General features: G+C 72.0%; 10 protein-coding genes and 1 pseudogene. All 11 read right to left on the bottom strand.

What is annotated here, in order from left to right; all coding sequences use genetic code 11:
* Positions 1-15: 15 nt before the first annotated feature.
* Positions 16-1,035, bottom strand: coding sequence for an N-acetylglucosamine kinase (locus ABD297_RS21310; RefSeq protein WP_344257140.1), 1,020 nt, complete (start codon positions 1,033-1,035; stop codon positions 16-18).
* 13 nt (positions 1,036-1,048) lie between these two features.
* A complete protein-coding gene (locus ABD297_RS21305) occupies positions 1,049-1,957 on the bottom strand; it encodes a carbohydrate ABC transporter permease (RefSeq protein ID WP_344257139.1) in 909 nt (302 codons plus the stop codon).
* A complete protein-coding gene (locus tag ABD297_RS21300) occupies positions 1,954-2,853 on the bottom strand; it encodes a carbohydrate ABC transporter permease (RefSeq protein WP_344257138.1) in 900 nt (299 codons plus the stop codon). Before ABD297_RS21300 ends, ABD297_RS21305 begins: the two co-directional genes overlap by 4 nt.
* A 22-nt stretch (positions 2,854-2,875) precedes the next feature.
* On the bottom strand, positions 2,876-4,204 hold the full coding sequence (locus tag ABD297_RS21295; protein WP_344257137.1) for an ABC transporter substrate-binding protein: 1,329 nt from the start codon (positions 4,202-4,204) through the stop codon (positions 2,876-2,878).
* Positions 4,205-4,285: 81 nt separating this feature from the next.
* Positions 4,286-5,278: an N-acetylmuramic acid 6-phosphate etherase gene (locus tag ABD297_RS21290; protein WP_344257136.1), complete on the bottom strand. Its 993-nt coding sequence runs from the start codon at positions 5,276-5,278 to the stop codon at positions 4,286-4,288.
* 164 nt (positions 5,279-5,442) lie between these two features.
* Positions 5,443-6,342: a MurR/RpiR family transcriptional regulator gene (locus ABD297_RS21285; RefSeq protein WP_344257135.1), complete on the bottom strand. Its 900-nt coding sequence runs from the start codon at positions 6,340-6,342 to the stop codon at positions 5,443-5,445.
* Positions 6,343-6,346: 4 nt separating this feature from the next.
* Positions 6,347-8,089, bottom strand: a complete 1,743-nt coding sequence (locus ABD297_RS21280) for a serine hydrolase domain-containing protein (protein ID WP_344257134.1) — start codon at positions 8,087-8,089, stop codon at positions 6,347-6,349.
* A gap of 36 nt (positions 8,090-8,125) precedes the next feature.
* Positions 8,126-9,448 (bottom strand): exo-beta-N-acetylmuramidase NamZ family protein, encoded by a 1,323-nt coding sequence (locus ABD297_RS21275; RefSeq protein WP_344257133.1) that lies wholly within the window; start codon positions 9,446-9,448, stop codon positions 8,126-8,128.
* Between the two features lie 34 nt (positions 9,449-9,482).
* A complete protein-coding gene (locus ABD297_RS21270) occupies positions 9,483-11,297 on the bottom strand; it encodes a glycoside hydrolase family 3 protein (protein WP_344257132.1) in 1,815 nt (604 codons plus the stop codon).
* A 162-nt stretch (positions 11,298-11,459) separates the two neighbouring features.
* The gene (locus ABD297_RS21265) at positions 11,460-13,016 is read right to left on the bottom strand and encodes an ATP-dependent DNA ligase (protein ID WP_344257131.1); all 1,557 of its coding nucleotides are present in this window, start codon (positions 13,014-13,016) and stop codon (positions 11,460-11,462) included.
* Between the two features lie 86 nt (positions 13,017-13,102).
* Positions 13,103-13,217 (bottom strand): annotated as a pseudogene (locus ABD297_RS23750) (IS30 family transposase); the annotation flags it as partial.

Genomic DNA, 13,217 nt, shown 5'->3' with positions numbered 1-13,217 from the left:
GCGGCGAAGCTCCCCTCAGGAGACGAGCAGGTATGCCGGGTGCTCGGGGATCGCGCCGGTGTCCCGGAGCTGCCGGGCGAGGTGCAGGGCGCCGTCCAGCGCGGTGCCGCGGGCGGGTGAGCGTCGGGCACCGGCGAGCGCCAGGCGCCGGTCCAGCGCCTCGGCGACGGGGGCGGCCGCGAGCAGGCCGCCGGTCGCGGCGAGGCGCGGGTGGTCCAGGCCGTCGGCGGCCCGCAGCAGCGAGTCGGCGAGGTCGGTCCCGGCCCGCTCGCACAGCGCCGCGGCCACCGGGTCGGTGCCGGCGGCTGCGGTCACGAGCGGTGCGACGCCGGCCAGGCGCTCGGGGGCGTCGGCCGTGGTCATGACGAGCCGCGGCCACAGGTCCGGGGGGCCGAGCAGGTCGACGGCTGCGCTCAGCAGGGCCGTGGAGCCGTCGGGCAGGCCGTCGTGGGCGCGCAGGGCCGCCCGCAGCCCGGCCATGCCCAGCGCGGCGGCGGACCCGGCGTCGCCGAGCACGTGTCCCCACCCGTCGACGCGGCGCCACTGCCGGTCGAAGTCGGTGCCGAAGGCGACAGCCCCCGTGCCGGCTGCGACGACGGCGCCGGGCCCGATGTGCCCGGTCGCGCCGACGAGCCCCGCGACGGCGTCGCTGACGACGACGGTTCGACGCGCGCCGAGCCCCTCGGCCACGGTGCGCAGCACCTCCGCGCGGTCGGCGAGGAAGAGCAGGCCGCGCATCGACCACACGACGACCTCGGGCCGCGTTGTGCTGCAGGGTGATCCATCCACGCGATCATCGCCGCCTGCGCCCTCGGCGCCCTCGGTCGCACCGCCGCCGGCCACGGCTCCGGTCACGAGCAGCGACCGGGCGTCGGCCACCAGGGCGGCCACGTCGATGCCTGCCGCCCCGACCCGCACGCCCGGCGCGGTGAGCACGGGACCGGGCCGGACGGCATACGTCTGCAGGCGCAGGCCCGAGCCCCCGACGTCGACGGCGACGACCGTCCCCGGGCGTGACGGCACCGGCCCGCTCACGAGGGCGACCCGGTCACTTGGCCATGCCGGCGGTCAGGCCGGCCACGATCTGCTTCGTCGCGACGAGGAAGAGCACGATGAGCGGGATGGTCGTGATGACGAGGCCGGCGAACACGGCGGAGTAGTTGGTCGCGTTCTCGCCGAAGAAGTTCGTCAGGCCGACGGGCAGCGTGTACTTCTCCTCGCGGCGCAGCAGCACGAGCGGGAAGAGGAAGTCGTTCCAGATCGGCACGAAGCGGAAGACCGCGACGGTCGCCAGCGCGGGCCGCACGAGCGGGACCATGATCCGCCAGAACGTCTGCCAGCTGCTCGCGCCGTCGAGGGCGGCCGCCTCCTCGAGCTCCTCGGGCAGCTGCCGGAAGAACGTCGTGAGGACGAAGATCGAGAAGGGGATGCCCGACGCGGCATACATCAGCATGAGTCCGAGGCGGGAGTCGATGAGGCCGAGCCCGTCGAAGAGGTAGAAGATCGGCAGGATCGCGAGGTGGATCGGCAGCATGAGGCCGGACAGGAAGAGCGACTCGAGCCAGCGGAAGATGCGCGAGCGGCCCCGGGCCAGTGCGTAGGCCGCCATGGTCGCGACGGCCGTCGAGAGCGCCACCGCGCCGACGGTCACGGCGAGCGAGTTGCCGAAGTACGTCGCGAAGTTGCCGGTCGTCCAGGCCTCGACGTAGCTCGCCGTGGTCGGGGGAGCGGGCAGGCCGAGCGGGTCGGTGATGAGGTCGGCGTTGGTGCGGAAGCTGTTGCTCACCATGAGCAGGAGCGGCACGAGCGCCAGGGCGGCATACCCCCACAGGAGCACGCTGGCCCCGGCGCCGCCGACGGGACGGTTGACCCGCGGGGGGCGGCGTCGGCCGGGCTGCTCCGGGCGGGTGACGGCGGACTCCGTGGGTGCCTCGGTGGTGACGACGGCGGTGGTCATGCGGTGATCCTCCGCTCGTGACGGCGCAGCACGGCCGTGGCGGCGTAGGCGCCGCCGAAGATGATGAGGAAGAGCAGCGTGGCCAGGGCCGACGAGCTGCCGATGGCGTCGGTGGCACCCGAGTCGAACGCCGTGCGGTAGAAGAGCAGCGAGACGAAGTCCGTTGACCCAGCGGGGTTTCCGGTCGAACCGCCGAAGGCGTACGGCAGGGCGAAGGCCTCCATCGCGAAGATGAACGTCAGCACCGAGACCGTGCCGATGGCGGGCACGACCAGCGGCAAGGTGATCCTGGCGAACGCCTGGCGGTTGCTCGCCCCGTCGACGCGTGCCGCCTCGGTCAGCTCCTCCGGCACGCCGCCGAGCGCTGCGCCGTAGAGCAGCACCGGGAAGCCGATCCACTGCCACACGCTGACGAGGATGACCACCCAGAGCGCGGTCTTCGGGTCGCCGAGCCAGGGCAGGGCCCACGAGTCGAGGCCGACCTTGGTCAGGAGCGTGTTGACCGGCCCGAACGTCGGCGACAGCAGCAGCGTCCACAGGTAGCCGATGACGATCGGGCTGACGAGGTAGGGCATCGCGTAGAGCGTCTGCAGCATCCGGCGGCTACGCGGGCGGCTGTGGAGCAGGTAGGCGATCGTCAGCCCGAAGGTGTTCTGGATGAGCATCGTGCCGACGAAGAAGAGCACGTTGTGCAGCAGAGCCTGCGGCAGGTCTGTCGTGAAGGGTGCCCTGGTGAAGAGCGTCGCGAAGTTCTCGACACCCGCGAACCCTCCGCGGCTCGTGCCCTGCCAGTGGAAGAAGGCGTAGGAGAACGCCGTCACCATCGGGTAGAGCACGAAGACCGCGAAGAGCGCGAGCGCCGGCGCGACGAAGACCAGGCCGGTGCGGCGCCTCATGCTGTGCCTCTCGGGTCGAGCGTCAGGCGCTCGGCTTGAACCAGGTCTTGACGCCCGTGTCGAGGTCCTGGCTCACACCGGCGGCGTCCTTGGAGCCGAGCAGCATCTGCTGCAGGCCCTTGCCGAGCAGGTCGGTGCCCGAGGGTGCGCCGTAGCGGAAGTCGGTGAGCAGCAGGTAGGGCGAGCCGGAGTTGTTGTAGTTGTCGCTCATCTGCTTGAGCAGCGGGTCTGTCGGCTCGACACCGGGCACGGCCGAGATCTGCTTGATGTCGTCGTTCACCATCTGGCCGAACTCCTTGGAGGTCATCCACTTCACGAGCTCCGTGGCCTCGTTGGGGTGCTTCGACCTGGCTGAGACCGCGAAGTTGCCATCGGCCCATCCTGCCGTCGTCGCGCTCGAGCCGCTCGGCGAGCCCGGTGCCGGGGGCACCTGGAAGATGCCGATCTTCATGCCGGGGTTGGCCTTCTGAAGGACGGACAGGTCGAAGCTGCCACCCGGGATCATCGCGGCCTTCTCTGCCGAGAAGAGCGTCTGCGCGTCGGTCTGGGCGACACCGGTGACGTTCTTCGGCATGTACTTCTCGAGGTCGCCGACGACCTTGACCGACGCCACCCAGTCGGGGTCGGTGAAGGACTTCTTGCCCGACATGACCTCGTTCTGGAAGGCCTTGCCGCCGAAGCGCGATCCGGCGAGCACCTCGTGCACGATCGGCAGCGTCCAGTCGTCCTTGGCCCCGACGGCGATCGGGGTCACGCCGGCGCCCATCAGCTTGTCGTTGGCGGCGATGAACTCGTCCCACGTCGTTGGGGCCTTGATGCCGCTCTTGTCGAAGAGACCCTGGTTGTAGAACATCTGGACCGTCTGGCGGGCCAGCGGCACGGAGTAGGTCTTGCCGTCCTCCTTGCCCTTGGCGCTCGCGACGACGTTCTCGTCCCAGCCGGACAGGTCGACCTTGCCGTCGAGCGGCAGCAGCGACTTGCTCGCGACGGTGCCCTGGAGCTGGCCGTAGGAGCGCACCTGTGGCACGTCGGGGCCGCTGGAGCCCGCGAGCCCGGTCGCGAGGATCTTGTTGTACTCCGTGGCCTTGAAGGCCTTGAACTCGACGTTCACGTTGGGGTGGGACTTCTCGTACGCCTGGAAGATCTTGTTGTATGCCGCCTCGTCCTCCACGCGCCACGACCACACCGTCAGGGTGACCTTGCCGTCGCCGCCGGCCCCGGTCGATCCCGAGGAGCCCGGCGAGGAGGGCGAGCAGGCCGTCACGAGCAGCGCGCCGGAGAGCGCGGCGATCGTGAGGACCGTGCGGCGGACCCGCCGCGAGGAGCCGGGAGGGCGTGAGGCGAACGTCATGGTGGTGCTCCTGTCGGGTTCTGCGCGGTGCCTGGGGGTCGGCATGCGGGTGGGCAGGTGGTGCTGGGTGCGGCGGGGGTGTCAGGGCCTGGGCGCGGTGGGCGCGGTGGGCGCTGTCGGTGCGGTGGGCTCGGTAGGTGCTGTCGGGTCGGCGGGCGCGGGCGGGACCGGCGAGCCGAGGGCGGCCAGGGCGCGGGCGACGGAGCCGTCGTGGGTGGCGATGGCGTCGCGGGCGCGGGCGGCGTCGACGCCCGCGAGCATCGAGAGCAGGGCCGGCTTGAGCTCGCCGCCGGCGTCGTCGAGGGCCACCCGGGCCTGCTCGGCGTCGGCGCCGGTCGCCTCCTGCAGGATGCGCAGCACCCGGCCGCGCAGCTTGGCGTTCGTCGCGACGACGTCGACCATGAGGTTGCTCCACGTGCGACCGAGCCGGATCATCAGGGCGGTCGAGAACGAGTTGAGGACGAGCTTCTGAGCGGTGCCGGCTTTGAGCCTCGTCGACCCGGTCAGGGCCTCCGGGCCGGTGCGCACGGCCAGGAGGATGTCGGCGTGGACGGCGACCTCGGCGCGGGGGTTGGCCGTGACGAGCGCGGTGACGGCGCCGAGCTCGCGGGCCCGGGCGAGAGCGCCGGCCACGAACGGCGTACGTCCTGAGGCCGTGAGCCCGATCGCGATGTCGCCGGGCCGCAGCACGTCGGCCTCGGAACGGCCGAGGTCGACGTCGTCCTCGACGTTCTCGACGGCCTGGAGCAGCGCGGCGGGGCCGCCGGCGTGGTGGGCGACGACGAGCCCGGCGGGTGCGTTGAAGGTGGGGCGCAGCTCGGCGGCGTCGAGCACGGCGAGGCGCCCGGAGGTGCCGGCGCCGAAGTAGTGGACGGAGCCGCCGGCGCGGAGGGAGTCGACGGCCCGGTCGACGAGGTGGGCCAGCTCGGGCAGGATCTCGCCCACCGCTCCCGCGACGGTGGCGTCCTCGGTGTTGAGCGCCCGGAGGATGTCGAGCGAGGTGTGCGTGTCGATGGACGTCGTCCCCGGATGGCGCTCCTCGGTGGGGGCGTCCACGGTCACCTCGCTGCTCACCCGAGCGAGGTTAGTTTCCTACGCCCGTAGCGTCAATGCTGTAAATCAGTAACATTCCGGTCACGTCACGCGGTGCCCGCTCCGGGGCTCGGACTGCGCTACGCGGCATCCGCGGTCGCTCGCCCAGCGGTGTATGCCGCCAGGCGCAGTCTGTGCTCAAAGGGTCAGTCGGTGACGTGGTGGCCGGCCACGGCCTCGCGGGTGTCCGCCACCGCCTTGCGTGCCTTGCGGAGGTTGCGCTGGGCGACGGCGATGTAGAGGCAGTCGATGACGGTGAGTGCGGCGATGCGGCTCGCCGTCGCCCCCGACCGCAGGCTCGTCTCGCGCGCGGCCGTGGTGAGGAGGAGGTCGACGCCCGCAGCGAGGCGCGAGAGCGGGAAGTTGGTGATGGCGACGGTCTGCGCGCCGGTCGAGCGCGCCGCGGCGAGCGCCTCGATGGTCTCGGTCGTCGTGCCGGAGTGCGAGATCCCGACCGCCACGTCGCCGGGGCCGAGGAGGGTGGCGCTCGTCAGCGCGATGTGCGGGTCGTTCCAGGCGAAGGCGACGATGCCGATGCGGTGCAGCTTCTGCTGGAGGTCGGTGCCGACGATGGCGCTCGCGCCGATGCCGTAGATGTCGACGCGACCCGCCTTGGCGATGGCGGTGGCGGCGCCGGCGAGGGCGTCGCGGTCGAGCTGCTGGGCGGTCTCCTCGACGGCGCTCGCATCGGTGAAGGCGACCTTGGCGATGATGTCGTCGATCGAGTCGCTCGCGCTGATGTCGGTGCCGCTGCGGCTCATCGTGCGCGGTTGGGCCGACTCCTCGGCGAGGGCCAGGCGCAGCTGCGGGTAGCCCGGGAGCCCGAGCCGGCGGCAGAAGCGGAGCACCGTCGTCTCGGACGTGCGAGCCGCCGTCGCGAGCTCGCTGATGGTCAGCCCGGCGGCGCGGCGCGCGTCGGCGAGGACGATGTCGGCGACACGGTCCTCGGCGGGTGACAGGGAGGGCTTGATCCCCCGCAGGCGGATGAGCAGCGATGCGCTCGCGGCGCCTGCGGGGGGCGAGGCCCCGTCCTCGGTCCTGGGCATGGGCCTACGCTACGGCGTCGCGGCCGGCCAGGCGCCAGCCATCCGGGGTGAAGGCGCCGGGTGTCTTCTCGCCGTCGAGCAGGATGCCGCCGGGTCCCTGCACCACCACGTCGTCGACGGCCACGCCGCGCCCGAGGTAGGCGCCGTCCGTCGAATGCCGCCACCGCAGCTGCTGCGACCCCGCCGGCAGGGAGGCCCGGACCTGCACCCACCGTCTCGTGCCCGACCCCGAGATGACCCCGTCGGCCGTCTCGGTCTGACCGCGGTCGGTGACCGTGAACGGGAGCGCCGTCCACGTGGCCCCACCGTCGGTGGAGCGCTCGAGGTGCAGCAGGTCGGTCTCCTCGGTGTCGAGGAAGAGGTCGAAGCCGAGACGGGCTCCGGCCGCTCCGACCGGGAGCGTCGGTGTGGTGAGAGTGCTCGTGGTCGCGTTGTCGCCGCCGGTGAACCAGGCCGTGTCGCCGTGGCGTGGGCGGATGGCCATCGCGGCGGCGAGTCCGTGCGCCCACTCGCGCCGCGCGAGGTTGATCGAGCCCCAGCTGCGGGACGGGTGCACGCGGTTGGTGAGCAGGACGGCGAACGAGCGCGACGTGAAGTCGATGACGATCGAGGTCCCGGTGTAGCCGGTGTGGCCGGCCGTGCGCGGACCGCTCAGGGCGTCCATGTACCAGCGCTGGTCGAGCTCGAAGCCGAGGCCGTGCGAGTCGCCGGGGAAGGCGCTGTTGAAGTCGGTGACGAGCGCCTCGACGCTCTTGCGGCTGAGGATGCGCTCGCCCCGGTAGGTCCCGCCGTTGAGCAGGGCCTGGGACAGGACCGCCAGGTCGTCGACGGTGGAGAAGACGCCGGCGTGGCCGGCGATGCCGCCGAGCGACCAGGCGTTCTCGTCGTGCACCTCGCCGCGCACCATGCCGCGCGGCGGGGCCGTCTGGTATTCCGTGGCGGCCGTGCGGGCCTTGTCGGTCGGGTTGTAGCCGGTGTCCTTCATGCCGAGCGGTGCGGTGATGCGGTCGTGCACGACGGCGTCGAGCGGCTCGCCCCGCAGCTTCTCGACCATGACGCCGAGCGTGATGAGGTTGAGGTCGCTGTAGAGGTAGGTCGAGCCCGGCGCGTTGGTGAGGGGCTGGTCCATGACGGCCTTGATCCGCGACGCCTTGTCGGGCCACTTGCTCCACAGCGGGAGCCACGACGTGAAGCCCGACGTGTGCGTCAGCAGCTGACGCACGGTGACGGCCCCCTTGCCGTTCGCCGCGAACTCGGGGAGGTATGCCGCCACCGGGCTCTCGAGGGAGACGCGGCCCTCCTCGACGAGCTGGACGACGGCGATCGAGGTGAAGAGCTTCGAGACCGAGGCGAGGTCGAAGATCGTGTCGGTGCGCATCGGCTCCCACTGGTCGCGGGGGAGCTCGGTGGCCGCGTCGGCGTAGCGCAGCGCCCAGCCGCTCGCGTCGCGCTCGACGATGCGACCCTCGTGGCCCATGATCCCCACGGCGCCGGCGAAGAGGGGGTGCCCGCTCGCGTCGACCTGCTCGTGACCGTGGATCTGCGCCACGGCCTCGGCGATGGGTGCCGGGTCGAGACCGACCGAGGCGGGGCTCGCGTCGGACAGGACGGTGTTGGGCGGGGCGAAGCCACGATCGGGCTTGCTGAAGTCGTCGGCCGCGGCGGCGCCGGCCGCCCCGGCCGTCACGAGGCTGCCCGCGAGGGCGAGGCTGCCGAGGACGGCCGGGACGAGGGTGCGCAGACGCATGTCACTCCTGGATTGTCGGGGACGCGTGCGGCGCGCTCAGGCCGCCGGGCCGCGGTAGATGAGGTACGGGCGACGTCGGGCGTCGAAGGCCGCGAGCTCGTCCTGCCAGGCGCCGACGACCTCGTCGGCGGGGGCGCCGGCCGAGATCTGGGTGCGCAGCCGCTGCGAGCCGGTCAGCTTGTCGATCCAATACGGGCGCGCCGGGTCGTAGGAGTCGTAGCGCCACTCGAAGTCGCTGTAGAGCGCCTTGGCTGCGACGAGCATCTCGACGGTGGACCGGATCGGGTCGAAGCTCGCGGGGTCGGTGACGTGGACCTGCACACCGCCGCACACCTTGCCCGTGTGCTTGCTGAAGGTCGGGGAGAAGTAGGCCTCGCGGAAGCCGACGCCCGGAAGGCCAAGAGTTGCAAGGCGTTCGGCCCACTTGTAGTCGACGAACGGCGCCCCGATGAGCTCGAACGGCCGCGTCGTGCCACGACCCTCCGAGAGGTTGGTGCCCTCGAACATGCCGGTGCCCGGGTAGACCAGGGCGGTGTCGGGAGTCGGCATGTTGGGACTCGGCATGACCCACGGGAGGCCCGTGACGGCATACGGCACGTCCCGTCGCCAGCCCTTGACCTCGATGACGGACAGCTCGGTGAGCCGGCCACCCGCGTCGGCGGTGAGGAACTCGCCGTCGAAGTAGCGCGCGAGCTCGCCGACCGTCATGCCGTGCGCCTGGACGATCTCCTTGGCGCCGACGCCGGAGGTCCACGGCGTCGTCATCATCGGACCGATCGCCTTGCCGCCGATGGGGTTCGGGCGGTCCAGCACGACGAAGCGGGCGCCGACCGCGACGGCCGCACGCATGGCCGTGTACATCGTCCAGATGTAGGTGTAGAAGCGGGCGCCGACGTCCTGGATGTCGAAGACGACCGTCTCGACACCGGCCGTGCGGAAGAGCGTCGTCATCCGGGCCGCGTTGGCGCCGTAGGCGTCGTAGACCATGAGCCCCGTGCGCGGGTCGGTGTGGTTGCCCTCGGAGTCCCCGGCCTGCGCCGTGCCGCGCAAGCCGTGCTCGGGGCCGAAGACGCCGACGATGTCGACGGCGCCGGACTCGTGCATCTCGTCGACGATGGTGCGCAGGTTGGTGAGGATGCCGGTCGGGTTGGTGATGACCCCGACCTTCTGCCCCGACAGGGCCGTCCACTTCGCGGCGGCCGCGCGCTGGGCGCCCGTCGTCACCGGGTTGTTGGGGAAGTTGCTTGCGTATGCCGTCGGGCCGGTCTGCGCTGCAACGGAACCCACTGCGGTGGCGGGGACGGCGACGGCGCCGAGGGCGCCGGCAGTGAGCAGCTGCCTGCGGTTGAGATTGGTCATCTGGAGCTCTCCGATCCTGGGTCGAGCCGGGGCGTCAGTAGGTGAGGCCGTGGCCGAACGGGTAGAGGACGGTGCCCGGGTCACCGGCGACGGGGATGTCGACGGGCAGTGACGCCGTCGGTGCGACGTCGCCGACGATGACGCGCGCTGCGGCCTCGATGGCGACGGGGCTGTAGGAGTACGTCGCGAGGTAGGTGGGAGCAGCCGTGAAGTAGGCGATGTCGTAGGGGTCGCGCACGGCGACGACGACGACCGTGGTGCCGGTGGCGAGCAGCTGCTTGACGAGCTTCTGCTGGCCGCCGCGGGTATCGGTGACGTTCGTGTCCCACGCCTTCATCGTCGTGACGACGACGACGTCCTTGCCGGCGGCGGCGGCGACGGCGGCCGAGACCTGCGCGTCGGTGGGGGACGTCCCGGTCTGGACCGTCTGGACGGTCGCGCCCTTGGCCGTCATGGCCGCCGCGAGGGTCGCGGTGGTCGTGACGCCGTAGCCCGTGACGAGGACCTTCTTGCCCTTCGGGGCGATCGGCAGCGCCTTGGCGTCGTTCTTGACGAGGGTCGTCGTGCGGTCCGAGACGGAGTCTGCGGCCGCGAGGTGGGACGGGGTGCCGACGACGGACGGGACGGCGCTCGGGTCGGCGTACGGCCGTGCCACGATGCCGCGGCGGTACTTCAGGCTCAGGACGCGACGCACCTTGGCGTCGACGTCCTCCTGGGGGAGGCGGCCGCTGCGGACGGCGGCGAGGACGGCGGCGAAGGCGTCGTCCATGGCCGGCGTCATGAGCAGCTGGTCGACGCCGGCGAGGAGGGCGCGCACGGCGACCTCGGCGTCGCCGTAGAGGTCACGGACGCCCTGCATGGCCAGGGAGTCGGTGACGATGACGCCCGTGTAGCCGAGCTCGTGGCGCAGCAGGTCCGTCATGATCGGCTTGCTCAGCGTCGCGGGGTTGCCCGAGTCGTCGAGCGCGGGGAAGGACAGGTGCGCCGTCATGATCATGTCGATCTGCTCGTTGATCGCGGCCTTGAACGGCGGGGCGTCGATGGCCTCCCACTGCTCGCGCGTGTGGGTGATGACCGGGAACGCGACGTGGCTGTCCGTCGCGGTGTCGCCGTGACCCGGGAAGTGCTTGGCCGAGGAGGCCACCTTGCCGTCACGCTGGTAGCCGGCGACCTGCGCGGCCGCCAGCTCGGCGGCGAGCCCGGGCCGCGACGAGAACGACCGGGTGCCGATGACCGGGTTGAGCGGGTTGACGTTGACGTCGCAGTCGGGCGCGAAGTTGGTGTTGACGCCCATGGCCAGCAGCTCCGTGCCGGTGATCGCCGCGGCGGTGCGGGCGTCGGCAGCGCTGCGTCCGGCGCCGAGGGCCATCGACCCGGGGAACTGGGTGGCGGGCGGCCCGATGCGGGTGACGACGCCCTGCTCCTGGTCGGTGGCGATCTGGAGCGGGATGCGCACCTTGCTCGACTGGGTCAGCGCCGCCTTCTGGAGGCCGTTGGAGAGGCCGACGATCTGGTCGGGGTTCTGCACGCTGTCGGTCCACGCGAAGTAGATGACGCCACCGAGGTGGTACTTCTGCACGACCTCCGCCGGGCTCGCGACACCGTAGAGCGGGAGGTTGCGGCTGTCGGGCGTCGTGGCGTCCTTGCCGTAGACGTTCTGGATGAACAGCTGGCCGACCTTCTCCTCCAGCGTCATCCGAGCGATCGTCGAGGTGACCCAGCCGTTCTCGGCGGCCGGCGGGAGGGGGTTGGAGCCGGCGGCGCGCGCGCTGCCAGCCGCCGCGCCGGCGGCCGCTGCGGCGAGCCCGCCGGTGAGGACGGTGCGCCGCGAGAGGGGGGACGTGGACATGGGAGCCTCCGGAATGTGAAGAAGTGACGCAATCTGCTCTTTCGCCGGAACTTACCTACGTCTCGTGGGGTCGGCAACAGATGGCGCCGGCCGGTCCACCGGACATGCCGCCGGTGGACAGTGCTCCGCACGACCTGGGCCCGGCGCCCGCCGCGCCGACCGTCACCAGCCGGCGAGGGACCTCACGGTCTGCACGGTGTCGATCTCGGACACCGGCTTGTCGTCGCGGTAGCGCAGCACCCGCGCGAAGCGCAGGGCCATGCCGCCGGGGTAGCGCGTCGACCTCTGCACCCCGTCGAAGGCGATCTCGACGACCTGCTCGGGACGCAGCGAGACGACCCACCCGCTCTCGTCGGCCGGGTCGACGGCGAGCTCCCGGAAGCGCTCGGTCTGCCACGCGAGCATCTCGTCGGTCATGCCCTTGAAGGTCTTGCCGAGCATGACGAGGTCGCCGCTCTCGGCGTCACGCGCCCCGAGGTGGATGTTGGACAGCAAGCCCTTGCGGCGGCCGCTGCCCCACTCGACGGCGAGCACGACGAGGTCGAGGGTGTGCCGGGGCTTGACCTTGACCCATCCCGGACCGCGCCGGCCCGCGGCATACGGCAGGGCGGGGTCCTTGACGACCACGCCCTCGTGACCCGCGGCGACGAGGTCGGTGAAGAACTGCTGGGCCCGCTCCGGGTCGTCGGTGCTCTCGCGCGGCACGAGCCAGGCGGGCGGCACGGTGCGCCCGAGGTGGCTCCAGCGCACGTGGGCCGGCTCGTCGAGCAGGTCGGCGCCGTCGAGGTGGAGCACGTCGAAGAAGAAGGGCGTCAGCGGCACCTCCTCGCGCAGCCGGTCGACGTCGGCGCTGCTGGCCGTGCGCGCGCCTGTGACCTGGAACGGCTGGGGACGACCACCCTCACCGAGCGCGATGACCTCCCCGTCGAGCACGAGCGTCTCGACGTCGAGCGCGGCCAGCGCCTCGGTGATCTCGGGCATCCGGTCGGTGACCTCGTCGAGCGTTCGGGTGAACAGGCGCACCGTCCCGGGACTCGTGCGGTTGTCGACGTGGGCCTGCAGGCGTATGCCGTCCAGCTTGGTCTCGACGACGACCTCGCCGCCCAGCGTGGCGAGGGCCGCGGCGACGTCGGGGGCGGAGCCGGCGAGCATCGGCCGCAGCGGGCGACCGACCTCGAGGGTCAGCGCCTCGAGTGCCGCGGCGCCCCCGGTGAGCGCGGCGCTCGCGACCGGCCCGGCGAAACCGGCGAGCATGACGGCTCGCCGGACGGCGGCGTCAGGCACCTCGGCCGCGTTGGCGACGGCCTGCAGCATGACCCCGTCGCCGGCGCCTTGGCGGGTCTCGCCGGTGATGAGCCCTCGGAGCCACGCCTGCTCGTCGGCGGTGGCGCGCGCGAAGAGGTCGCGGACCGCGGCCGACCGCGCGGCGCCGGATCCCGACCCGCCGATGGCTGCGATGGCCGACGCTGCCGCGTCGACCTCCTCGACGGTCAGGGTGGATGTCTCGGCAGGGTCGGGCAGTCCCTGCAGGCCGCGCCAGCTCACCCCGATGCGCCGCTGGGGGAGCGTGCCCGACAGGTGCGCGGTGACGACCTCGACGACGTGCGGGCCGTCCTCGGCGGCGCGCTTCAGGCAGGCGGCCAGCGCCTCGACCTTGGCCGTGCGCGACGACGTGGCGGCGACGGTCCGGGAGGTGGCGACGACGTCCGAGAGCTCCATGACCTGATCCTGCCCCCTCCCACCCACATCCCAACCCTCCCCAACCGTCGAGAGGCCACGACTGGCCCCCTGCTCACCGGGCGGTTTCAAAGAGCTGTTGCAACGAGGTGGTGGTTGAGGGCTTCGGCGGGGTTTCTCCAGTTCAGGGTTTCACGGGGGCGCCCGTTGAGCTCGCGGGCGACCTCGTCGAGGTCGGCTTGG

This window comes from Terrabacter carboxydivorans (assembly GCF_039532035.1).
Lineage (GTDB): Bacteria > Actinomycetota > Actinomycetes > Actinomycetales > Dermatophilaceae > Terrabacter > Terrabacter carboxydivorans.
This window is presented reverse-complemented; position numbering and strand designations above follow the sequence as displayed.

Bases quoted from the DNA above. Each gene is read 5' to 3' on its own strand.
- ABD297_RS21305 (WP_344257139.1), bottom strand. From the start codon at position 1,957: ATGACCACCGCCGTCGTCACCACCGAGGCACCCACGGAGTCCGCCGTC.
- ABD297_RS21300 (WP_344257138.1), bottom strand. From the start codon at position 2,853: ATGAGGCGCCGCACCGGCCTGGTCTTCGTCGCGCCGGCGCTCGCGCTC.
- ABD297_RS21295 (WP_344257137.1), bottom strand. From the start codon at position 4,204: ATGACGTTCGCCTCACGCCCTCCCGGCTCCTCGCGGCGGGTCCGCCGC.
- ABD297_RS21285 (WP_344257135.1), bottom strand. From the start codon at position 6,342: ATGCCCAGGACCGAGGACGGGGCCTCGCCCCCCGCAGGCGCCGCGAGC.
- ABD297_RS21280 (WP_344257134.1), bottom strand. From the start codon at position 8,089: ATGCGTCTGCGCACCCTCGTCCCGGCCGTCCTCGGCAGCCTCGCCCTC.
- ABD297_RS21275 (WP_344257133.1), bottom strand. From the start codon at position 9,448: ATGACCAATCTCAACCGCAGGCAGCTGCTCACTGCCGGCGCCCTCGGC.
- ABD297_RS21270 (WP_344257132.1), bottom strand. From the start codon at position 11,297: ATGTCCACGTCCCCCCTCTCGCGGCGCACCGTCCTCACCGGCGGGCTC.
- ABD297_RS21265 (WP_344257131.1), bottom strand. From the start codon at position 13,016: ATGGAGCTCTCGGACGTCGTCGCCACCTCCCGGACCGTCGCCGCCACG.